The following is a 23,506-nucleotide window of genomic DNA, read 5'->3' as shown; positions in this document are numbered from 1 at the left end:
ACGTTCTCTAGTGCCGTTACGACTATCAGTTCTCTCCTCAGAACGCTCATATTTCTCTGCTTTAAGTTGTTCTGTGGACTCAGCTTTTAAGATACTGTTAAGGCTGTCCTGTAAAAGCTTTTTAAATGCATCATCACGATTAGATGAAAGTAACTGTAGTATTTCTTCTTGGTTTAAAGTAATATTTAGTTGAGCCATTGAGCTATACCTCCGGTTAATTGGTTGTGGTGACTTTATTATACCTAAAGGTGAGCCTTTGGCTCTTTTAATATTAATTTTTGAATTTACACCATTATATGGACATTACTCCTATCTGCCACAAAATCTAACGAGGGAAAGCCCTTTGTGCAAATATTTATCATGTCCCGGAGGATGAAAAGTGGATATTTGCCACAAAATCTGGCGAGGGAAGGCCTCTTGAGCAAATATTTATCATGTCCTGAAGGATGAAAAGTGGATATTTGCCACAAAATCTGGCGAGGGAAGGCCTCTTGGGCAAATAATTATCATGTCCCGGAGGATAAAAAGTGGATATTTGCCACAGAATTCGGCGAGAGAGGGTCACATAATTTTCATTTTGATTTCAGGCGCTCATGTGATATGATTGTCAGGTTGAAATGAGAGGTTATAAGTTTTGCATTTAGTAAGTAGATTAGAAGATACGAAAAAGAGCTTAATACAGGGATTTATGCTTGCTGTTAAGGGCTTCAATGCGGAGCATAGAACAATCGCCAAGGCTGTTACAGTCCTTGCGCTGGTGCTGATTGCGCTCCTTAGCGCCTTGTTTACATGCGCTATATTTGTGTGCTCTCTTTTTGATAGGACAACGGCTTCAGGCAAGAGAATAGCAGGAATTGCAATGGCTGCAGTGCTGTTGTGTGTGGCGATTTTTGCGTCGCAGAGGATAACAGGGCTTGAAAAGCCTGTCACAGCAGATTCCGGAGAAAAGATATCGCAGATAAGCGCTACTTCAGAAGAAAAAGAGGTAGAAGTTGAAAGTATCGGCACTGTGAATACGGATATAAAAGCCGACGAAAACGATGTATCGGCACAGGAACTGCCGAGTCAGGATATAGATAATGTTGAGATAAATACAGCTAATGATGGTGTGGGAGTGCAGAATGAAGCTACAGCCTCTGAGGCAACAGCCCCTGCAGCAGCGCCTTCAGGGACAGTACCCGCCACCACCCCTTCAGCATCCTGGAACACTGCCGACATAGACCTGGCGCAGCTCATGGACGCATACCCTGAGATGGTTGGCTGGGTATATTTCGAGGATGGACACATCAGCTATCCTATCATGCAAACAAGCGACAATGAGAAATACAGAAGCCTCGATTATATGGGAGACGAAGCGCCCACAGGCGCTATTTTCCTGGATTATCGTTCAGCAGCTGATTTTACTGATGCCAATTCCATCATCTACGGCCATAATATGAAGGATGGCACGATGTTCGGGTCCCTTAGGGAGTACAGAAAAGACCCTGCATATTACAACGACCATATGTATTTCCAGGTCATTACGCCTGATAAGGCCTACAGATACCTGATCTTTGAGTACATGGACGTCGCTGAGAACTACGTGCTCTATGACTATGTCTCAGACGCTGCCCTTGAATTTGTAAAAGACGCAGAACCCGTAAGAATCAAATCCTACATGGATTCTGAGATCCCTGTCAGGGAAGACAGTAAAGTTGTTACCCTCTCAACCTGCACCAGAAAGGATGACCTTCAGTTTGTTGTCTTAGGTGTTCTGGTAGAAGAGGACGAGAGGTATAACTAATATCTGAAATTCATTAAAGTTTGATTAATTCGCGCAATTTTGACACATATTTTTCCAAATTAAGTATAGAATTTAAGTGTATAGGTATGCGCTTATACAATGATTTGGAGGCTGCGCGAATTGATCAGATATACGATTGTTTTTATATTTGCATTATTGATCGTTATATTACTGCTCTGTAGTTGGGCCTCTCTGCGCTCAAATAAGCCAATAGGCAAATCGGTATGCCTTCTTTGTCTGGCACTTATTCCCCCTGATCTCGGAAATATGCTGATCATTGGAACCACCACAAAAAGCGTTGCGCTGGTGGGCTGTTATATCTATTACATTGGTATGGATCTTATCATGTACGCACTGATAAGGTTTACCAACGAATATTGTAGTGTACAGAATTATAAAGAAAAGAAAAAACGGATTATGCCAATCTGGATTGACTATGTTCTTGCTGTTGACACAGTCCAGATACTTATCAGTATAGTCACCGGTCACGCTTTTGAACTGCAGGAAGTTGAGTCCTATGGACGGCCGTATTTCCTTATGAAACCGCTATGGGGACTGACTGCACATATCTTAGTCTGTTATGCGGTAATAGCAATCGTAATGATTGTCTTCTTTATAAGGAGCATGAAGGTATCCCTGCTTTATAAGGAGCGTTATATAGTCATACTCATCAGTATGATCATTGGTGCTCTCTGGCAGACTTATTACCTTATTTCCAGGACGCCCATTGACAGATCAATGCTGGGATTTGGAGTAATTGGTCTTCTGATCTTTTATTTCTCAATTTATTACAGACCCCTTCGTCTTTTGGACAATATGCTTGCCGACATTGTCTCTGATTCAAAAGAAGCAGTGGTGCTATATGGACCGGAAGGAAGATGCATATGGGCAAACAATCCTGCCAGGAAACTTACCGGAATAAATCATGATGATTTTGAGGAAGTTTCCAATACGCTTATATCTCTTTTTGGTGATATAAGGAAATTCCCTGAGGAAAAAGACACTGAGATTACCCTGGGAGCACTTGGAAATGAGCAATATTATATGGTTACTCACGGAAAGTTCTTCGACAGGAACAACAGGCCTGTTGGCTCATATGTCAGAGTCAGGGATATTACAGAGGAAAAGCATCGCATTGAGATGGAAATGTATGCTGCCAATCACGATGCACTTACCGGCGTTTATAACAAGGAATACACCTTTAAAGTTATCTCAGATCGATTAAAACAGCATGCGCTAAAGGATTATTACGTTGCATGCATTTATATATGTGACTTCAAGATGTTCAATGATGTGTTTGGACGTGAGTTCGGAGATGCAGCGCTTGTGCAGATTTCGGAGTGGATGAGAAGCTATTCGGACAAATCATGTGTCTACGGACGTATAGCAGGTGATGCATTCGGTTCGTGTCTTCCTATGCAGGCCTTTTCTCAGGAGATCGTAGAGCGAGATCTGTCGCGCTTTAAGGTAAGGCTTGGAGATATCGAACAGCATCTTGTGATCCATGTAGGATTCTGCGAGATAGAAGAGGATGATACAGATGTTGCTGTCCTTTTTGACAGAGCAACGTCTGCCCTTGATTCTATCAGAGATGATTACAGAAGACACGTTGCGTTCTTTGATAAGAAGATAAGGGAAAAGATGCTGTGGAATCAGAAAATCTCCGCCCAGCTTGATGTCGCTATCGAGCAAAACCAGATTGTGCCATATCTGCAGCCTATAGCTGATAAGAGCGGAAAGATTGTGGGAGCAGAGGCTCTTGCAAGATGGATCCACCCCGAATACGGCTTTATGTCGCCTGCCGACTTCATACCACTGTTTGAAGAAAACGGAATGATCACAGACCTGGATAAGCATATATGGAAATCGGCCTGCGAGCTTCTCTCGCACTGGGATGAAAAATTCCCCGGTATTTTTATCTCCATAAACGTTTCGCCTAAGGATTTCTACATGACAGATGTTCTTTCGGAGATTATGAGCTATGTCATGAAGTACGACATTGATCCGCATAACCTCAGGATCGAGGTTACAGAGTCCAGCATGATGAGGGATACCGATGACAAGATGAGGATCCTTGAGGAGTTCAGAAAGCAGGGCTTCATCGTTGAAATGGACGATTTTGGCAGCGGCTATTCATCTCTTAATATGTTAAAAGACATGCCGGTTGACGTTCTTAAGATCGACATGAATTTCCTTGGAAAGAGCAATGATGAGGAGAAGTCAGACATTATAGTTAAAAACGTCATCAGACTTTCAGAGGATCTGCGAATTGTTTCTCTTGCAGAGGGCGTAGAGACAGTGGAACAGTTCGACAGGCTCGGCGAGCTTGGATGCCATCTATTCCAGGGCTATTATTTCTCAAAACCTATACCTGTAGCGGATTTTGAGGCTATGCTTGAAAAGTAATGAAACATATCATTTTAGGGACTTGAAATAGAGTCCCTTTTTTTGTATAGTGAAAGAGGTTAATCGCTTAATGTAATGTTTTTATCACATTTACAAGGAGCGATGTTATATGAAGTACGTTAATAAATTTGTTGCCGCATGGGTTTTACTTGTGGTAACTGTTTTTTGTGCAGGCTGTTCTGCCGAGAAGCCTTATGAGATTCCTACGGAAACCAAGGCGCCGGAGTGGACTAAGACTGCAGTTCTTTACGAGGTTAACCTGCGTCAGTACACGAAGTCAGGAACTATTAACGAGTTCTCTGAGCACCTCGACACTTTAAAAGATATGGGCGTTAACACCCTTTGGTTTATGCCCATTCATCCTATTTCTGTTACCAACAGATCAAGCAGGCTGGGCTCATATTATTCTGTCAGCGATTACCGAGATGTTAACCCCGAATTCGGGACAAAAGAAGACTTTAAGGCACTTGTGGACAAGGCCCATGATATGGGATTTCACGTTATGCTGGACTGGGTTGCCAACCACACAGGCTGGGACAACGCCTGGATATCTGAGCATCCCGACTGGTATACCCAGAAGGATGGCAAGATTATCTCACCTGAGGGCATGGGATGGCCTGATGTTGCAGATCTTAACTACGACAACGCCGATATGCGAAAAGAGATGATAGAGTGCATGAAGTACTGGGTAACAGAGTACGATGTGGACGGTTTCAGGTGCGATTATGCACCCGGAGTTCCCGAAGATTTCTGGAGAGAAGCAAGGATTGAGCTTGATAAGGTAAAAGACATCTACATGCTCGAAGAGGATCTCGGAGGCCAGGCGGCTGCGAATCTCGAGTACGGCTTCGATTCCAATTACGCAACAAAAGTCTATGAGACGCTTTTAGCCGTTGCCAAGGATGGCAAGACAGCAGACAAGATAAAGCTCTACATGCCATCAACAGATAACAATACATTTCCTATGTATTACCTTGATAACCACGACGTTAACTCCTGGGACAGGACCATTGATGAGGCTTTTTCTGAGGAAACGCTTCCTTCCATGTTTACTCTTATGTTTACCCTTCCCGGAATCCCCATGATCTATTCGGGAGACGAGATAGCGTATAACAAGAACATAGCTTTTATGGAAAAAGACACTATAGACTGGGGCAGGACAGGCAAGGATTACAGGGATCTGATCAGTAATCTTTCACAGATCAAATCACAGCATCCGGCTCTTTACAGTGATAACACAGGCGACGGATTTGAAATCCTTAACCTTGAAAACAAGAATATATTTGCATTTAAAAGAGTAGAGGGAGACGATGAACTTATCTGCATTTTCAATATGTCAAAGAGAGAGCAGAATGACATCGATCTTGGCGGTATAATTACAGGGGAAGAGGAAGTTGTCTTTTCCGGTAAAATGGATAGTTACAAAGCTGAAGGAGCCCTTCCTACAGGAGTTTACACCTTCTCACCCTGGGAGTTTTACATTATTGCGACCAAGTAACCTCAAAGGCCGCATCGGAGGAAAAAATGAACTTAAAGACAATTGCTCAAAGAGCAGGGGTTAGCACTGCAACCGTTTCAAATGTTATTAACGGTAATAACCACAAGGTTTCCGAGGAGACCAGACGCAGGGTTAACGAGATAATCAAAGAAACCAATTATAAACCTAATGCCATGGCGAGATCTCTTGCCAAGAAGGAGAGCCGTATCATCGGCCTTGTTATCCCGTATCTGGGCGCAGATGAAGACTTTTTTACCAATCCCTATAACGCCCATATTATCGCTGCTATAGAGAGATGCGTAAGAAACGAAGATTACTATCTCATGATGAGATGCGTACATGACCCAAGGGAGATCATACCTCTTTTGTCTTCCTGGAATGTAGACGGAGCCTTCTTTTTGGGCATTTTCCCTGACGAGGTAAAAGAGATTAAGAAGCTTATCGACTCACCGGTGGTATTTATTGATACTTACGCTCCGGGAGAGGGGATTGTTAACGTCGGAATTGAGGATTATCGCGGAGGATACCTTTCTGCAAGATATCTTATAGGTAAAGGGCATAAAAACCTTGCGCTGGTTACACCTGTTATTGGCGAAGAGGGCGTAATCATGGAGAGATATAAAGGCTTTGCAACAGCATGCAAGGAAAGCGGTGTTTCTTTCGGGGAGAGCAATATCTTTTACACGGATACCACATATATTAATGCGGTTGAAGCCGGGCAGAATATCGGATTTTCGAACGGTGGCTACACAGCAGTTGCTTGCTTGTCGGATATTGTTGCATTTGGTGTTATCGAAGGACTTTCTCAGTGCGGAATCAGAGTTCCTTACGATGTATCTGTAATTGGTTTTGACAATTTGCCCAATTGCGAATACATGACTCCCAAGCTGACTTCCGTGGCACAGAACTTCGATATCAAGGCTGAGAAGGCCTGGGAATATCTACTTAGGATGATCAACGGAGAAAAGGACCTTGCAGTGGATGAAAGGCTTCCGATCAGGGTTGCTGAGAGGTTCTCCGTCCGTAATTTACTTGAGCAGTAAAAAACGTTAACCTTTTGTTAACCTCATTTTTTATACAAAACATAGAAACGGCCGCTGAGGGATTGACCCAAGGCGGCCGTTGGTTTATAGTCTACGTAAAGCGATTAACCAATACAAAAACCCAGTGCTTTGGGGAATAGTTAATTAGGAGGATTACGGCAATGAAAATGAAAAAGTTAAGCGCACTACTTATGAGCGGAGTATTAGCAGCTTCTGCACTTGTAGGATGCGGAGACAGCACACAGGGCGGAGCAACACAGACAGATAGCACTGCTCAGACTCAGACAGCTCAGGCTGACACAACCACTTCAACAGAGGCAGCACCTGTTGAGACTCAGGATGTAACACTTAAGATCTGGGTACCTGAAGAGGCTGTTGATGACACAGACGCAGCAGTTCAGGCATTTGATGATCTTCATGATGAGTTCAACATCACATACGAGATCGCAGTTGTAGGTATCGATGAGGCTCCTCAGCAGCTCAACACAGATCCTGATACAGCAGCAGATATCTTCTACACACCTTCAGGCGGAGTTGCAGACCTTGTTAACAAGGGACTTCTTCTTCCTATCACCAAGGATTTCGAGACAATCGCATCTGACCTTCCTGAGAGTGCTCTTACAGCAGTAACAGTTGATGGTCTTACATATGCAGCACCTTTCTCACCTAATACATACTTTATGTACTACAACAAGGATCTTCTTACAGCAGACGATGTTAAGAGCCTTGAGACAATCCTTGCTAAGGACACAGGTGCTAAGTACAACTTCAGTACTAACGTAACAAACTCATGGTACATCGAGAGCTTCTTCCTCGGCGCAGGATGCACACTCTTTGGACCTGACGGAAAAGACCCTTCAGAGTGCTCATGGAACAATGAGACAGGTCTTGCAGCAGCAGAGTACATCATTGATCTTGTAAACAACCCTAAGTACCTTGAGAACAAGGATGGCGTTGGCGGAGCAGAGTTCAAGGATGGAAACCTTGCAGCTATCACAGACGGTGCTTGGAGCGCTCCTTCTTACAGAGAGTCACTCGGTGACAAGCTCGGCGCAGTAGCACTTCCTACAGCAAACATCGGTGGCAAGGATGTACAGCTTTCAAACTTCGTTGACTTTAAGACAATCACTGTTAAGTCAACAACAGCTTATCCTCTTGCAGCTCAGCAGCTTGCTGTTTACCTTGCAAACCCTGAGAACAGCCTTATCAGATACCAGAACCAGGGTGATGTTCCTGTACTTAACTCACTTGCATCTTCTGCAGAGATCGCAAACGATGAGGTTGCAGCAGCACTCAACGTACAGGCTTCAAAGGCTACTAACCAGCCTTCAATCTCCAAGATGGGTGATTACTGGACACCTGCACAGGCATTTGGTGAGGGCGTTGTTTCCGGCGAGATCACAAAGGCAAATGCTCAGGAGAAGCTTGATGCACTTGTAGACAGCATCACAGGAACACTTGCAGAGTAATAACCTGAAGTGACTTCTTTATCGGGGCTGCATCTGCAGCCCCGATATTTTCAATATAGGGAGCTCAAAATGGATAGAGAGTATAAGCGCAGAAATTTCATCACGACTTTTACAAAAGGGGACATCTTTTCTAAACTCAGCTATATCTTCTGCGGTCTTGCAAATATCAGATATGGCCAGGTTGTAAAGGGACTTTTGTTCTTTTTACTTGAAGTATGTTACTTTGTATTTTTGTTTACCACCGGTATTAACCTGATACATAACTTAACAACCCTGGGCGAACATGAGCAGGGTATGGCCTACAATGAGGCACTTGGCATCTATGAGATGCAGGCAGGTGACAACTCAATGATCATCCTCCTTACCGGAGTAGTTGCGATCGTTGTCACAATCTGCTTTGTTGCAATATGGCTTTTCTCAATCTCATCAGGAGAAAATGCCAGATTTAACCATGATCACGGACATCATATCAATAACTTTTTTGAAGACGTTAAGTCATTAACCAATGAGAATATTCATTTCCTGCTTCTTGCAATACCTGCAGTAGGACTTTTAATATTTACCTTTACGCCTCTGATCTATATGATCCTCATGGCGTTCACCAACTACGACAATGAGCATCAGCCACCTGGACACCTCTTTGACTGGGTTGCCCTTGATAACTTTAAGACACTTCTTTTATCAAGCGATAAGCTTTCGCAGACATTCTGGCCGGTACTGGGCTGGACCTTTATCTGGGGTATCTTCGCGACCTTCAGCTGCTACTTTGGCGGAATGATCCTTGCTATGATCATCAATTCAAAGGGCATTGAGTTCAAGAAATTCTGGAGAACAATCTTTGTAGTAACCATGGGTATTCCTGCATTTATCTCACTTAAGGTTGTGGGAACAATGCTTGGAGAAAAGGGTATCTTCAATGTACTTATCCAGAAATGGGGCTGGACAGCTTCTGCAGTTCCGTTCCTCACTCAGGCCAATTACGCGAGAGTTTCAGTAATTTTAGTCAACTTCTGGATCGGTGTTCCGGTTACCATGCTGATGGTCAGCGGAATTCTTATGAATATCCCGGCAGAGCTCTATGAGAGTGCCAGGATTGACGGAGCAAATCCCTTCGTGATTTTCAGGAAGATTACCTTCCCTTACATGCTCTTTGTTACAACACCTTACCTGATCGCAAATCTGATCGGTAACTTCAACAACTTCAGTGCAATTTACTTCCTGACAGGTGGTGGCCCGATGACCCTTGATTATTATAAGGGCGCAGGTAAGACGGACCTTCTGGTAACATGGCTGTACAAGCTGACGGCTGATACCAACGACTACAACCTGGCAGCTACGATCGGTATCCTTATCTTTATAATTTCAGCGACATTTACACTGATAACCTTCCAGAGATCGGGATCCATGAAGAATGAGGAGGGCTTCCAATAATGATGAATAAAACAGTTATAGGACTTAAGCTGGAGTACTTCCTTAGAGCCCTTGTGGCAGTAATACTTAGCTTTATTTCACTGCTCATTCCTTTTACAAGTAAAGAAGCGGGCAGCAAAAACATGATAAGCACGGCGCTGTCTCTTTTATCAGCAGATGGTGCGGCCAAGATTTCTTTCTTCCTTTACCTTGCAGTAATACTTACTGTAGCTTCCCTGGTTCTTGGAGTGATCTCTTACTTCAAGACCGGTGTGAAGATCGTAAAGGCATGGATGTTTGTTCAGATATTCGCAACTTTCTTTTGGACAACACTTCTGTTTGCAGTCAAGATCATTCTTGAAGAGGGTGGAATTGAGAACGATTTCCTGTTAAAGAGTGCCGGAATCGGCTTCTGGACAGGCCTTGTTACAGCTTACTGCAGCCTTGTTTTTATCATGAAGCTGGCAGAGGTAAATGTAGGATACATAGTGCTTACAATCCTCGGAGTAATGTGGATGTTCCCGATTCTCTGGATCCTTCTTACAGCACTCCGTGCAGAGCAGGGCTACTATGTGGGATATTTCTTCCCCAAGCACCTGACACTTAAGAACTTTTACGATCTGTTCCACAACTCCGCAGTACCTTTCGGAAAATGGTGGGTTAACACCATGATCGTTGCGATCTGCGGATGTGTCCTGAACACACTGATCGTCTTAGGTACGGCCTTTGTACTTAGCCGTACAAGATTCAGCGGCAGAAAGCCTTTCATGAACATCCTTATGATCATCGGAATGTTCCCGGGCTTCATGTCCATGGTAGCTTTGTACAACATCTTAAAAGGCCTTGGACTTAACCAGAGCATTGGTGCCCTGATCATAGTTGGAGCTGCAGGAGCAGCAATGGGCTATCACATCACAAAGGGATACTTTGATACAATCCCGAAGGCTATCGACGAAGCGGCCATCATTGATGGAGCTTCCAGGCTTCAGATATTTACAAGGATCACTATTCCTCTGTCCAAGTCCATCATCGTTTATCAGGTGCTTGGAACTTTCCTTGGAGCATGGTCAGACTACATCTTCCCAAGGCTGCTCTTTGGCGACAGACAGAGCTCTTACACAGTTGCTGTAGGTCTTTTCTGGATGACTGACTTTAGAAGAATTGATTCCTACTATACACAGTTCGCAGCCGGTGCAGTAATTATTGCACTTCCTATAGTTATACTGTTCATCTGGCTTCAGAGATTCTACGTTGAAGGTCTGTCAGGTTCAGTTAAGGGCTAATTACAGTATTTACGAGGTTTTTAATGAGAGATTGGACTAAAAGTATATACAGCGACGGAACGGAAGGGTACGTAAGTAACCCTTCCCCCGTGCTGGGCGAAGAGATAACTATCCGCCTGAGCCTAATGAGCGGAGCGCCCGTAAGCGATGTGTTGTTATGGAGAATTGTCAACGGCGCTGAGACCTACATTCCCATGGAAAGGGAAAAGAGCTCTGGCGGCCTTGACTACTATTGTGCAAAGACTACGCTTAACGAGCCCATTTTGAAGTACCATTTTGTGCTGGTTACGGAAGATGCGGCTTTCTTTTATACGCAGGAAGGTGCTCAGACCACTGTTCCTGACTACAGACATGATTTCGTCATAAGAACAGACTATGTCAAACCCGGCTGGGTGGACGGCGCAGTCTTTTACCAGATATTTCCTGAGAGATTCTGCAACGGAGATCCTTCAAATGATGTGAAGGACGGAGAATACGAGTATTTAGGCCGCAAGTGCATCAAGATGCCGGATTGGAATATGGCTCCGCTTCCTGTGGAGGAGTCCTGGGGTATGGATTTCTTCGGGGGAGATCTTAAGGGGGTAAAAGACAAGATTCTGTATCTGAAGGAACTCGGTGTTAATGTCATTTACTTAAACCCCATATTTACTGCATATTCTACCCACAAGTACGACTGCATAGATTATTTCCATGTTGATCCCCACTTTGGCGGAGATGAGGCTCTGGCTGAGCTGTCTGATGAGCTTCACAAAAATGATATGAAGCTGATCCTGGATATTTCGGTTAACCACACAGGCAGTGAGCATAAGTGGACCAGGACCAAGAGAGAGTTCTATTTTAAGGATGAAGACGGTAATCTCAAGGGCTGGGCAGGGGTTAAGAGCCTTCCCTTCATGGACTATCGCAATGAAGAGCTTAGGGACCTGCTTTATCGCAGAGAGGACAGTGTTCTCAGGAAATGGCTTCGTCCGCCTTATAACATTGACGGATGGCGTTTCGACGTTGCGGATGTACTTGGCAAGAATGACGACGTTCAGGTTGCCGATGAAGTCTGGAAGGAGATCTGCGAAGCAATAAGGCAGGAGAAGAGAGATGCTTTCATTATAGGAGAGCACTGGGGCGACTGCTTTGAGTATCTTCAGGGAGATCTCTGGAACACTCCTATGAATTACTACGGATATGGACGCGTTATCAGACAGTTTGCCGGACTTCCGGATCTCTTTTTACAGAGAAATGAGACCATCATGAAGGCGAAATACGTCATGACGGCGGAGGATGTAGTTAAGAGAAGTGATGATCACTACAATTGCCTTCCTCAAGCCGTGGCTGACTGTCAGATGAATCTCTTTGATTCTCATGATGTTTCAAGAGTTCACAACTACGGGGAGATCACTGATGAGAAGTACAGGGGCGTAGTTCTTTCGTACCTGCTCTTTACGGGAATTCCCTGTGTTTACTATGGCGATGAGCTTGGAATCGACGGACATACCATCAGCGATGCAGGCTGCAGATATCCTATGCCCTGGGATAAGGCTACGGATAAAGATAACGAGCGATATGGTTTGTATAAGCGTATGATAGAGCTTAGAAGGACAGTGCCTGCCTTTGCCAAGGGCGGAAGAAAGGTGCTTCTTTCGGATGGAAAGATTCTTGCTATAGCCAGATTCCTTGGTGGCGAAAGATATCTCGGTATCATTTCCATGGAGGATGAGGAAAGGGAAGTTACCGTTCCTGTGTGGGAAATCGGTGCATCCGGGGCTCTCGGCAGCGTGGATGAATTCGGCAGGTCTTTTGACGCAAAGAGTGATAACGGAGATTTGAAGATAAAGGTTCCGGCATTCGGAGCATATATCATAAAGCTTGACTAAATTTGGGGAGAAAACGTAATGGACTACATGGTTTGCGGCGATAAATACAGGATTTCCGTACTGACAGACAGGCTGATAAGGCTTGAATACAGCGAAAACGGGCAGTTTGAGGACCGCCTTACAATGATGGTGGCCGGCAGAGATTTAAAGTGCGAGGCGCAGAGCGTAAGGCGCGAGGATGGATTTCTTTTTGTGGAGACAAAAGAGCTGCTTCTTACCTACAATGAGAAGGAGTTTGCATCAAACGGTCTTTCCATTGAGCTCAAGAACTTTGGAACCTGCTGGCATTACAGCCACGAATTTACCGGCAGCGGCAGAAATATGCGTGGTACGGCCAGAACTCTTGATAACAAGGACGGCGGGTGCGAGCTTGAGGCCGGTATATTCGGAAGAGACGGATATGCAATAATAAATGATTCTACCAGCCCGGTTATTGTCTACGACGAGGATAACAAGGACGGGAAGTTTGTTCAGAGAGAAACCGGAGCGCTGGATCTGTATTTCTTTGGATATGGAAAGGACTTCTACGGCGCGCTTAAGGACTTTTATGCGCTTTGTGGCAAGACTCCGATGATCCCAAGATATGCGCTTGGTAACTGGTGGAGCAGGTACTTTAAGTACACTGAAGAGAGCTATAACGAGGTTTTGGAGAACTTTGAGAAGGAGCAGATTCCTCTTTCCGTGGCGGTCATTGATATGGACTGGCATGTGACGGAGGTTGATCCCAAGTATGGAACCGGCTGGACGGGATATACGTGGGATAAGAAGCTGTTCCCTGATTATAAGAGATTTCTTAAGCACCTGCATGAATGCGGACTTTCGGTTACGCTGAATCTCCATCCGGCTGATGGGGTCAGGGCTTTTGAGGATATGTATAAAGAGGTGGCCACTTCCATGGGCATTGATCCTGAGACGGAGGAGGCTGTTGAGTTTGATTTCGAGGATCCAGCCTTCAGAGATGCCTATTTTGACAAGATCATGCATCCCTATGAGAAGGACGGCGTGGATTTCTGGTGGATAGACTGGCAACAGGGAACCGGCAGAAAAGCAGGAGATGTGGATCCGCTGATTCTGCTTAATCACTATCATTACAAGGATCAGGAGGGCAGAAACATAAGACCCATGATCTTCTCCAGATACGCAGGCCCCGGAAGCCACAGGTATCCGATCGGATTTTCGGGTGACACGGTCTGCACCTGGAAGAGCCTTCAGTTCCAGCCTTTCTTTACCAGCACAGCCAGCAATATTGGCTACGGCTGGTGGAGCCATGATATCGGCGGACACATGATGGGAGATAAGAGCAATGAGAGGCTCATCAGATGGATACAGTACGGTGTATTTTCGCCTATCATGAGGCTTCACAGCACCAGCAGCGCCTTCTTCAACAAGGAGCCCTGGACTGTTGAAGAGCCGTATCATACAGTAATGCAGGAGTTCTTAAGGCTCAGGCACAGACTGGTACCATATCTTTATACTGAGAATTACAGGGCCTATAAGGAAGACAAGCCACTGGTAAGGCCTATGTACTATGACAATCCTGACAATGCGGATGCATATTCTGTGGGCTCTGAGTACGGATATGGCGAGGAGCTTTTGGTTGGAGCAATTACCGAGCCTGTTGATGAAGGCTTGAAGCTTGGAAGCGTGAATATGCTGATTCCGGATGGTAGATACGCTGATATTCTTACGGGAAGAGTGTATAAAGGCGGTAAGAGAAGAAAGCTCTACAGAGATATAAACACGATTCCTGTTCTTGTGAAGGAAGGCGGAATCCTGCCTCTTGCTAAGGATGATCGCAGCAATACTACAGCTAATCCTTCAGAGATGGAGATTGTTGTTATTGCCGGCGCTGACGGCAAGTACGAGCTCTACGAGGATGACGGCGTAAGCATGGATTTCCTTGGCGGCAAGTTTGCCACAACGCTTTTTGAGGTTTCGTTTGGCGGTGATAGACTGAAGTTTACAGTTAATCCTATGGCAGGCGATCTTTCACTTGTACCTGAGAAGAGAGATTATACGGTTAAGGTTCTTGGTGCGGTTTCTTCCGAGGGGGAAGAGATTGTTATAGAGCTAAAGGACGTGGATGCTTCCAAAGGGTCTTTTGCCGAGGTAACAGGCATTAAGCTTGTCGGAAACGATCACAAGTCTGAAGTATTCAAGCTCCTTGACAGAGCCTGGATCAGCAACATGGTCAAAGACATGGTGTTTGATGCGCTTGGTCGCATGAACGACGCTGATTTCCTGACCTGGCTCTCCGGCGCAGACGTATCCGAGACGCTCAAGGACGCCATCGAAGAAATATTTGAAGATTAATTAATATGAGTCAAGGGGAGTCAGTGGGGACGGTTCTCTGGGGGAGTCAGTGGGGACGGTTCTCTTTGACTCCCTTTTTTTTAGGTTTTTTACCTCTTTATTATTGAAAAAGGGAGTCAAAGAGAACCGTCCCCACTGACTCCCCCAGAGAACCGTCCCCACTGACTCCCCCAGAGAACCGTCCCCATTGACTCCCCGTTGACTCATTTTTGCATCTAGGGGACAATGTAATAAAGGAGTCAAACGAGCCATGACAAAAGCATCAGAACCGACAAAAGTAATAAATGCCATGCTGGCCATGCAGAGATATCCGTGGGAGCAGGGAGTCTGCGCACAGGCGCTGTACGAGTATGGGAGAGAAGACCTGTATATTCCTATGGCGTATGATGCCGTAAAAAGGATGGATAGGGATGGGCGCCTGGCGATGGCGGGCGGCGGAGAGGCTGTGTCGGATCCGGCATCGGCCGGTGAAGTGTGCCTAAGAGCCTATGAGAAGACCGGTGATGAGATCTTCCTTCATGGGGCTAAGAGCATGCTTAAATACTTGCTCAATCGTGCGCCGAGGACGGAAGATGGTATAATCTGCCACAATGACGAATCATACCACGAAGGATTTACCAAGTATCAGCTGTGGATAGACGGAATATACATGGTTCCGCCGTTTCTTGCAGTTATGGGCGAGCTTGATGAAGCCCTTAGACAGATACGTGGGTACAAAAGACATCTCTACGACCCTGAGAATTCTCTTTTCTTCCACATAAAAGATGTGGCCTCGGATAAGTTTGTAAGAAAAATCCACTGGGCAACGGGCAATGGATGGGCGATGATGGGTCTTGCCCGCGTGATAGAAGAAGCAGAGAAGAAGAGCAGAACGGACATATCGGGTGAACTTATCCCATTTCTCAATGAACTGCTTGATGGTATGTTAAAATATGCCCGCGAGGATGGCAGATTTGGTGACATTCTCGATGACGAAATGTCTTTTGTTGACGGAACGTCCTCAATGATGATGGCTGCGACAGTATATCGCGGCATAAAGGGTGGATATATTCCGCCAGCCAGGAAAGCCGCTGCAGATAAGGCCTACGAGACAGTATCGCAGGCAATAGGTGAGTACGGCCTTTTGCAAGAAGTCTGCGGATGTCCGGATTTCACAAGCGTAGGTACTTCTGCAGAAGCCCAGGCAGCATATATTATGGCAACAGCCTGGAAAAAATGAGTCAAAGTGAAACGTCCCCAGTGACTCAAAATGAGCCAAAGTGAAACGTCCCCGTTGACTCACAAAAGTATGCTAAAATATAAAATGGCAGGACAGGGCATATTAAGCATAGAAAGGAGCACAGTCGTGAGTCGTGAAGTAAGAGATCCATTTCTTGAAGGCAACGAGATAATAGAGGAGACTATCGCTAAATTCCATGAGGATCAGAGCAATGAAAACCTGATCGCCGTTCTTGAGGGAATAAGAACAAGAATGCACGCAGACGGGCATTTTGTAATTCCTGTTGTGATCAATGAAAAGGATATGACTTACTCCTTCAGGGGCATTAATACCAATGACGGAAACACCTGGAATGTCGTGTTCACTTCAAAAGAGGAGTTCGAGAAAGGCCAGCCAAGTCAGGTGATATCGCACTTTATCGATGCTGCGCTCAGGGCCTGTGCCGAAGCTGATGTCATGGGCTTTATCGTAAATCCCTGGAGCAACGATGCTTTTATGCTGTCAAAAGAGCTGATCCAGGCGATACTTGATGCGGACGGAGGCGTTGAATATTCGGTTCCTGAGGATCCTATAACAAAAGAGCTCCTGGCTGATGGCACATTCCTTACAAGAGCCGTGGAAATCTGCGTCAGAAACAATACTGAGTTAAATGAGCTTAAACTCATGAAAATCCTGCGTCAAAGCGATGTCTGGGTTCCGTGTGTTGCGCTTCCGGATGAGAAAATAGAGGGAAGGCTTAATATGGTTCCCGATATCCTTGAGGAAGACGGCAAATTCTACTTCCCGGTATTTTCTACTGCGGATGAAATGGGTGAATATGGCGAAAACTTCTCCAGAATTCAGCGAAATTTCATGGATACCATAAAGCTTGCCCGTAACAACCAGAGAGAACTCACCGGAATAGTTATAAACGCTTTCACCAACCAGTACATCATAGACAGAGACATGATGAGCATGATCGAAGAAATGGATGGTTAAAGAGTGTTTGACAAGAGAAGTGAATTGACATGTGATTTATCTATGCGTATAATTTAAGTTATGTAGTAAAATATAACGTCAAAATGTAGAAGAGTAGCTGATTTGATATGGAGAATGCTGTCGGTTTAAGCTAAACTTGTAATATGTTTAAAGATAGGAGTGTAAAAAGTCAAAAATACGGCTTTTTACACTTTTTAACTTAAAAAAATAAAGCTTTAAAATGTAAAAAGCCGTACTTTTAAAGAAAAATCTGTAAAAAGTCGAATGGATTAAAGCTAAAATTGTAAAAAACCGGGCACTGTAGTGTGTGCAATTTAATCATTATCCTGGTTATCATCAGTTCCATAAACGTCTACCTGGGATGCCTGTCTTTTATGTTCTTCTTCTATAGCAGCATAGTGTTTAACAGTTGTATTTACGTCTTTATGTCCCAGAACATCAGCGACCATATAAATATCACTTGTTCTGTTATAAAGCGCTGTACCATAAGTTCTACGGAGCTTATGAGGGGTGAGCTTTTGAGTAAGTCCTGTGTTTTTTCCATATTTTGAAATCATATATTGGATGCTTCTTATCGATAAACGCTTATGCTGAAGAGATATGAAGAGAGCAGGTTCTTCAGAATCATTGAGTAGGGTAGGGCGTTCATGATTGATATAATCCCTCAGCGTATTCCGGATAATCTCGTTTATGTAGAGATGATCTTCATCGCCGCCTTTTCTGACGATAGTAATTGTATTTTCATCAAAATTTATATCTGAAAGATCAAGCCCTGCACATTCCGAGACGCGGATTCCAGTATTTAACAGAAGAGTTACAATTGCCAGATCTCTTTTTGCAGTAGGTTCAGACATAACTTTGGAATGGTAACTAGCAGAATTCACAGCTGCGACAGAATCCATTAGAAGCTGAACCTGGTCAGGATACAGCCTTCGGATATCTTTCTTTACCTTTTCTTTCTTCTTTACAGCAGCTTTCACTGTGGGATCAATCTTAAGATAGTCATATTTGATCAGATATTTATAGTAATTCCGCACAGCCGCCATTTTTCTTGCAATTGCACGTTCTTTAGCAGGCTTTACATTGCCTTTTTTATCCGGTTTGTGGCCTGATGCAACATAATTTTGGAATTCATTGATGTCCTGAGGACCAAGATTTTCGACAACTTCAAAGGGGATATCTTTGATTTCAAGATTCTTGCACAGGGGATTCTTTTCCTTGAGAAATCCGTAGAAAAATAGAATATCCTGCGCATAATTTAAAGCGGTGCTTTCCTGATATTTGAGAAGACATTCCTCAACAAATCCATGTGTATGCTGAGGAAGAATGCTTTTAATGCTTTCAGTATCTTTACGGCGTTTCTGCCTCAATGAATTGTAATATTCTGAATTTTCACCCATGACTTAACTCCTCCGCTTTTCTAAAATAATCATAACACAAAAGAGGAATTTTGTGCAATGATATTTGGGTATAAAGCAAGGCGGAACAGAATATAAATGTCGGTTTAAGCTAAAACTGTAAAATGTTTAAAGATAGAAGTGTAAAAAGTCAAAAGTTCGGCTTTTTACACTTTTTAGTTTAAAAAATTAAAGCAAGAACAGGAATTTCACGCGGTATAATAACTTGCTATACAACTTGTTTGATCATAATGAAAAAATGCGACTTACACTCATTATGAATGTAAGCCGCACATAATGTTCAGCATTCTTCTATTTTGAAATAAGAGGTTTTAATACACTGACGAATGCTCACGCCTATATGACTCAGTTGTCTTTAACAACAATTCTGCATTAACCTGATTTAGCTCTGCTTCTATCTGCTGGCGTTTAGCTTCGTCAGCTGTACGCAGCTTCTGCTCAAGCTCAGCCTTCTTTTCTTTAAGTCTTTCTATCTCTTTATCCACAGAATCTGTATCTGTAGTTGTCTTTTCTGCCTTAGCTTCCTTATCTTTCTTCAGCGCAGCCATACCTTCCTCTGAAATAGACAAAGCACTTTCCTGGCGTTGCTGCTTCCGACTGGCCACAAATGCTGCTGCACCCTGAGCATCGCCTTCAGCGATATACTTCCCTTCAGTCTTTACTTTTTCAATCATAGCCTTGGCTGTAGGCTGACTTGTCAGATAATCAAGTTCTGCTTTTGATACATCAGTGAGAATACGCATAATATCGTCCTCCACTATTTATGTTTACATAAAAAGCTCTATGCCTGTATATCTATTGTGGGAGCCTGCATCTGTGGTGCAGAAACAGAAATCCCGATGCTTTGTGGCAATGAAACAGATGCTGCAGAGGAAATCCCGCCACCTCCCATGCTGGGCATTGAAGCATTTTTTGCAAGCTCATGTTTTATCATATCCTTAAGATACTCCATGTTTGCTTTCATGATAGCCTTGTCTTCAGATGCTCGGTGTTTACGTTTAAGGTCTTCTAAATCCGCTTTGCTCATATGCGGGTCGACCACTTCCATGGTCTCCATTAGTTCCATGGCTTCTTCAAGCTCTTTTAGTTCTTCCTCTCCGAATTCGGAGATCATCTCATTCAGCTCTTTTAACTCCTCTTCAGAAAAAGACGCTTCTCCTTCCTGCATCTGCTGGAGTGCTGCATCAAGCATCTCTTCACGGGCATCAAATATTGCATCTTCCTTCTCAGTGATTTTTTCTTCTTCGGCAGAAGCAAGTGCGCTCTGCATCTGTTGTCCTACGTCTCGCTGATTTTCAAGTTTTTCATCCCTGCTCTGGGTGCGCTCTACCATTTCTTCCAGTTCAAGGTGATGCTGCTTTTTCCGGGCAACCATTTCCATGCGTTTTGCATGGGTAAGCGCAAGCTGTAATTCTTCCGGATCACCGTTTCCTGAAGATATCTTTCTTTTTAGCTTTAAGGTCTCCCTTTTTGCTGCAAGGACGGCCTGTCCTGCGCTTATGGAAGTCTTTGCCCTCTGGATTTTGGAAGCTACTGTCTTGTAATTATATTTTTCGGAAGTATCTATCTCTTCCTCTTCTGCAGCATCAGGAGATCCTGACAACTCAGAAAAACCATTAACCTTATCCTTTGATGTCTTCGAAGCATACTGTTCCTGCTTCAAATCTCTGATCATCTGTCGCATCTGTTGTGAGATGGAAGCCTTATCTTCTGTTACCTTGTTCGCAAATTTAGAAAGAGGATTTGCTGATGCATCTTTTCCAGGCGCAAAAGGAGAGTTGCTCCCAGCAGTCTTTTGCTGCGAGTTCTGCCCCATAAGAGTGCCTTTTTGATAAAAAGACGAATATGGACTTTGTGTATTAAACGATATATTCATTATCGTCCCTCCACTCAGTAAACGTTATCCCTTGAAGTCCACCCTTGTACCAACTGCTCTTTCGGTATCTGTCATTACTCTTGAAGCTGCATTGTTATAAGAATATGTCTGTACCTTGGAAAGAAGATCATCCAGGGAATTTGCCTCTATGATTTCAAACTCTTCATCCTCATAAATGTCCGTATCATCTTTGTCTTTTGTCTTCTCAGCCTTACTGTCTTTTGCCTTATTTATGCGTTCTTCCTGAGCTTTTTTCTCGGCTTTCTTCTTTTCCTTTATCTTCTGTTCTTTCTTCTCAGCAGCCTTCTTCTCTATACGCTTTTTCTGAAGATCCTGAGATTTACCAACCGTGGCAAAGAAACTCTCTTTTCCGTTTGAATCTACGGACATTCCGAAGTTCTTTACGTTAGAGCCGCTGCTGGAAAGTCCCATCTTTGCCTGCATCATCTTGGCCTGGGAGGATGCAATAATACCCTCATACTTCTTGCGGAACGACTCATCGGTGGCCATGCGCTCAAGCTTCTCTTCATCGATCAGGACAACCATTTTATTGGCATTGCCATATGCGGCTGCGTTCTGCTGCACCTGAGCCTTCATGTCCTTGCTGACAGTAATAAACTCCATGCCATGGAACTTGGACTGAAGCTTACCAAGATAATCTTTAGCCTTGTCAGAAAGCTGCACATCACCAATCGTCATTCCAATTTCCGTCTTGGTAGGCACAAGAGATGATTTTGTATCAATAGGAGACCAGCCTTTTGTTTCCACCTTTGCCTGTGATCCCTTAGTGGCTGCAGTCTGATCACTTTTAGCTGTGCTCTGTGTTTTAGTGTCATTATTCACTGTGCTTTTGCTATATGCCTGTGAAGTCTGCTGATAAGCTGATATACCGTATAATCCTGCCATGCTAATCCCTCCATTTCTGCTTCCAAAGAATTCGGAAGTACCTTTATCAGATCTGACTGTCTATTGATGTTCCTTTTATATCATTTGATAAAAGACTTAGTCTGTTAAGTATATTGGTAATCTCTGTATTCACAGCATTCTGGGTATCTTCCATGGATGCAGCATCGGAAATAATCGTCTTTTCTACATCACCAAGATCCATCCTGTTTGCATCTTCACGCTCACGTCTGGCAACCGCCTTTTTGATATCAGCACTGGTCCTTCCGCTTTCAGCAGCATGCTCCTTGATGTTTTCTATCATTTCCTGCTGCGCTGCCTCTTTCTCAAGCTTCTTGGCCTCTTCCTTCTTTTCTTCTTTCTTTTTTTCGGAAACTTCTTTTGCAGCTTCTTCGCGCTCCTCCTGCTCTTCATCGACATGTTCTACAGCTTCCTGTGTCAAAAGAGCTATCGTCTCGCCATTTGCTGCCTCCATAATGTCCTCAGCAGCATCCTGGGCTTTAAGCATATCCTGGGACTTGGCACGCTCTGATTTCATGTCAGCATAACCCTGAACATTGGCCATCTGCATGGCTTTTGCATGATCTATGTCAAGCGAGTTCTGTTGGTTTGTAGTCACATAGTAAAGAGCCTTCTGCTGATATTCCGAGAGCCTGCTCATTTCTTCATCAGAAACTCCTACATTTGGATTTCTCATCTTGGCAGCCAGCACCGACAATTCTTTGTGCTCTTTGCTGTCCGGATCAATACCATATTCTTCCTGGAGTTCTTTTAGCTTGGCATCATTTTCTCTTGTATCAGCACTCTTCTCATTGATCTCATCCTGCAGGCGCTTTATCTCATCCTTTATTCCCTGCATCTGGGCATCCAGTTTCTTTTCTCCGCCAAAAGCATCGGACACGACTTTAAGAGCCTGCTTTTTTGCAAGGCCCTGTCGTTGAGCTATCAGGCTATCTCCTGTGAGATTTGCACCTGATATCGTTGTGCTGTTTTTGTTATTAGTATGTGATTTAGACGCAGAATTTACGCCGGTCTGATCCTGAATAAAGCTATTCTGCACATCCATGTTCTGCTGTATCTTCATGAAACACCTCCCTGTGTTGTCAAAAAAGAGCATAGTTACAGCTTTCACTTTTTATATCGGTTCTTAGAGTGTCAACCCTGATAGTGCTTCGCTTTAAAAAATATAAAAATTTTATTAAATAGTGGTAATCCACAACCACTCATTCATCTATCCAGTAAATATACTCTTCAATGTGCTGATATCAGCCTTTTTAAGTGCATCCTCATCTAGTTCCGGCTTATTATCAGCACCTACAGATATACCGGCACGCTCTAGGAGGCTTTCTGTAGACTTTGTGGTCTTGGTCATCCATTTTTCATCTTTATCCATCGTTTAACAGTTTTATCTTTAAAAGTTAGGCTTTTTACAGAAATAGCTTAAAACATTCGGCTTTTTACACTTTGTAGCTTTAAAAATTAAAGCTAAATCGTGATTTTTTTAAAGGATAAAAAAAAAGAAAGCCCACGGTTGTGGGCTTTCTCGTTATTATAGATTTTACAATTTTAGGTTAAACTGACAGCGGGAGGTGGACCCCCTGTCTGACATCGTTCTTTATTGGCTTTATTTCTTTGTTGGATATGCCGTTAATTCTTCAAACTCATCTACCGGCATAGGCTTGTAGAAATAATATCCCTGCATTTCCTCACATCCAAGACTTCCGAGGAAATCAGCCTGTTCCAGTGTCTCAACACCTTCTGCGATAATAGAAGTTCCAATAGCATGGATCATCTGGACCATGTAGCTAAGTATTGTCCGACCCATCTTTTGGTCACCTGAACCGGTAATAAATCGAAGATCAAGCTTTATGCGATCAAGGATAACTTCTTTTAACATATTCAGTGATGAGTAACCACTTCCAAAGTCGTCCATTTCAACTTCAAAGCCTGCTTCACGAAGTTTGGTTGTTGTTTTGATGATGGTATCGGAGTTTTCGACATATGCGCTTTCCGTTATCTCAATACGAAGTTGACCAGGC

The 23,506-nt window shown here is 43.9% G+C and carries 18 protein-coding genes; 11 read left to right on the top strand and 7 right to left on the bottom strand.

The features are described 5' to 3' along the window. The coding region (locus G589_RS0117160) for a transposase (RefSeq protein WP_026522980.1) at window positions 1–198 on the bottom strand (198 nt) is incomplete at its 3' end. Between the two features lie 436 nt (window positions 199–634). Here G589_RS0117160 and G589_RS21490 point away from each other — a divergent pair. From G589_RS21490 to G589_RS21485, 11 genes are all read left to right on the top strand, one after another. Continuing rightward, on the top strand, window positions 635–1,783 hold the full coding sequence (locus G589_RS21490; protein WP_155832576.1) for a class B sortase: 1,149 nt from the start codon (window positions 635–637) through the stop codon (window positions 1,781–1,783). 99 nt (window positions 1,784–1,882) lie between these two features. After that, on the top strand, window positions 1,883–4,189 hold the full coding sequence (locus G589_RS0117150; RefSeq protein ID WP_081669105.1) for an EAL domain-containing protein: 2,307 nt from the start codon (window positions 1,883–1,885) through the stop codon (window positions 4,187–4,189). 109 nt (window positions 4,190–4,298) lie between these two features. Further along, window positions 4,299–5,687 (top strand): alpha-amylase family glycosyl hydrolase, encoded by a 1,389-nt coding sequence (locus G589_RS20535; RefSeq protein WP_051192537.1) that lies wholly within the window; start codon window positions 4,299–4,301, stop codon window positions 5,685–5,687. A gap of 26 nt (window positions 5,688–5,713) precedes the next feature. Further along, window positions 5,714–6,730, top strand: coding sequence for a LacI family DNA-binding transcriptional regulator (locus G589_RS20530; protein ID WP_051192536.1), 1,017 nt, complete (start codon window positions 5,714–5,716; stop codon window positions 6,728–6,730). A 161-nt stretch (window positions 6,731–6,891) separates the two neighbouring features. Further along, complete coding sequence (locus tag G589_RS0117135) at window positions 6,892–8,199, top strand: extracellular solute-binding protein (RefSeq protein WP_026522978.1); 1,308 nt, start codon at window positions 6,892–6,894, stop codon at window positions 8,197–8,199. Window positions 8,200–8,268: 69 nt separating this feature from the next. Then, the gene (locus tag G589_RS0117130; protein WP_026519352.1) at window positions 8,269–9,630 is read left to right on the top strand and encodes a carbohydrate ABC transporter permease; all 1,362 of its coding nucleotides are present in this window, start codon (window positions 8,269–8,271) and stop codon (window positions 9,628–9,630) included. Beyond that, window positions 9,630–10,892, top strand: a complete 1,263-nt coding sequence (locus tag G589_RS0117125; RefSeq protein ID WP_242826476.1) for a sugar ABC transporter permease — start codon at window positions 9,630–9,632, stop codon at window positions 10,890–10,892. The genes G589_RS0117130 and G589_RS0117125 overlap by 1 nt, the downstream gene beginning before the upstream one ends. 23 nt (window positions 10,893–10,915) lie before the next feature. Further along, the gene (locus tag G589_RS0117120) at window positions 10,916–12,760 is read left to right on the top strand and encodes an alpha amylase N-terminal ig-like domain-containing protein (protein ID WP_035776512.1); all 1,845 of its coding nucleotides are present in this window, start codon (window positions 10,916–10,918) and stop codon (window positions 12,758–12,760) included. A gap of 18 nt (window positions 12,761–12,778) precedes the next feature. Continuing rightward, window positions 12,779–15,073: a glycoside hydrolase family 31 protein gene (locus G589_RS20525; protein WP_242826475.1), complete on the top strand. Its 2,295-nt coding sequence runs from the start codon at window positions 12,779–12,781 to the stop codon at window positions 15,071–15,073. Window positions 15,074–15,323: 250 nt separating this feature from the next. Beyond that, on the top strand, window positions 15,324–16,292 hold the full coding sequence (locus G589_RS0117110) for a glycoside hydrolase family 88 protein (RefSeq protein ID WP_026522976.1): 969 nt from the start codon (window positions 15,324–15,326) through the stop codon (window positions 16,290–16,292). 126 nt (window positions 16,293–16,418) lie between these two features. Further along, entirely contained in the window at window positions 16,419–17,270 is an 852-nt protein-coding gene (locus tag G589_RS21485; RefSeq protein WP_026522975.1) for an SseB family protein, read from the top strand. A 314-nt stretch (window positions 17,271–17,584) separates the two neighbouring features. Here G589_RS21485 and G589_RS0117100 read toward each other — a convergent pair whose 3' ends face one another. From G589_RS0117100 to G589_RS20505, 6 genes are all read right to left on the bottom strand, one after another. After that, window positions 17,585–18,670, bottom strand: coding sequence for a tyrosine-type recombinase/integrase (locus tag G589_RS0117100; protein WP_026522974.1), 1,086 nt, complete (start codon window positions 18,668–18,670; stop codon window positions 17,585–17,587). Between the two features lie 329 nt (window positions 18,671–18,999). Next, on the bottom strand, window positions 19,000–19,431 hold the full coding sequence (locus tag G589_RS21480) for a hypothetical protein (protein ID WP_051192534.1): 432 nt from the start codon (window positions 19,429–19,431) through the stop codon (window positions 19,000–19,002). 38 nt (window positions 19,432–19,469) lie between these two features. Further along, window positions 19,470–20,564, bottom strand: coding sequence for a hypothetical protein (locus G589_RS0117090; protein ID WP_155832575.1), 1,095 nt, complete (start codon window positions 20,562–20,564; stop codon window positions 19,470–19,472). A gap of 24 nt (window positions 20,565–20,588) precedes the next feature. Then, window positions 20,589–21,470, bottom strand: coding sequence for a DUF6033 family protein (locus G589_RS20510; RefSeq protein ID WP_051192532.1), 882 nt, complete (start codon window positions 21,468–21,470; stop codon window positions 20,589–20,591). A 46-nt stretch (window positions 21,471–21,516) separates the two neighbouring features. Continuing rightward, a complete protein-coding gene (locus G589_RS0117080; protein ID WP_026522972.1) occupies window positions 21,517–22,551 on the bottom strand; it encodes a hypothetical protein in 1,035 nt (344 codons plus the stop codon). A gap of 540 nt (window positions 22,552–23,091) precedes the next feature. Continuing rightward, window positions 23,092–23,506: EAL domain-containing protein (locus G589_RS20505; protein ID WP_035776510.1), on the bottom strand; the 415-nt coding region annotated here is incomplete at its 5' end.

The sequence above is a fragment of the Butyrivibrio sp. VCB2001 genome, from assembly GCF_000423965.1.
In the GTDB taxonomy this organism is placed as follows: domain Bacteria; phylum Bacillota; class Clostridia; order Lachnospirales; family Lachnospiraceae; genus Butyrivibrio.
The sequence above is the reverse complement of the archived record's forward strand: the minus strand, read 5'-3'. Positions and strand labels throughout refer to the sequence as shown.

What these genes read in the sequence shown, in the direction of transcription:
- G589_RS0117100 (WP_026522974.1), bottom strand. Translation starts at nt 18,670, where the DNA reads ATGGGTGAAAATTCAGAATATTACAATTCATTGAGGCAGAAACGCCGT.
- G589_RS20510 (WP_051192532.1), bottom strand. Translation starts at nt 21,470, where the DNA reads ATGGCAGGATTATACGGTATATCAGCTTATCAGCAGACTTCACAGGCA.
- G589_RS20530 (WP_051192536.1), top strand. Translation starts at nt 5,714, where the DNA reads ATGAACTTAAAGACAATTGCTCAAAGAGCAGGGGTTAGCACTGCAACC.
- G589_RS0117150 (WP_081669105.1), top strand. Translation starts at nt 1,883, where the DNA reads ATGATTTGGAGGCTGCGCGAATTGATCAGATATACGATTGTTTTTATA.
- G589_RS0117080 (WP_026522972.1), bottom strand. Translation starts at nt 22,551, where the DNA reads ATGAAGATACAGCAGAACATGGATGTGCAGAATAGCTTTATTCAGGAT.
- G589_RS20525 (WP_242826475.1), top strand. Translation starts at nt 12,779, where the DNA reads ATGGACTACATGGTTTGCGGCGATAAATACAGGATTTCCGTACTGACA.
- G589_RS0117120 (WP_035776512.1), top strand. Translation starts at nt 10,916, where the DNA reads ATGAGAGATTGGACTAAAAGTATATACAGCGACGGAACGGAAGGGTAC.
- G589_RS0117090 (WP_155832575.1), bottom strand. Translation starts at nt 20,564, where the DNA reads ATGAATATATCGTTTAATACACAAAGTCCATATTCGTCTTTTTATCAA.
- G589_RS21480 (WP_051192534.1), bottom strand. Translation starts at nt 19,431, where the DNA reads ATGCGTATTCTCACTGATGTATCAAAAGCAGAACTTGATTATCTGACA.
- G589_RS0117135 (WP_026522978.1), top strand. Translation starts at nt 6,892, where the DNA reads ATGAAAATGAAAAAGTTAAGCGCACTACTTATGAGCGGAGTATTAGCA.
- G589_RS0117110 (WP_026522976.1), top strand. Translation starts at nt 15,324, where the DNA reads ATGACAAAAGCATCAGAACCGACAAAAGTAATAAATGCCATGCTGGCC.
- G589_RS0117125 (WP_242826476.1), top strand. Translation starts at nt 9,630, where the DNA reads ATGATGAATAAAACAGTTATAGGACTTAAGCTGGAGTACTTCCTTAGA.
- G589_RS0117130 (WP_026519352.1), top strand. Translation starts at nt 8,269, where the DNA reads ATGGATAGAGAGTATAAGCGCAGAAATTTCATCACGACTTTTACAAAA.
- G589_RS20535 (WP_051192537.1), top strand. Translation starts at nt 4,299, where the DNA reads ATGAAGTACGTTAATAAATTTGTTGCCGCATGGGTTTTACTTGTGGTA.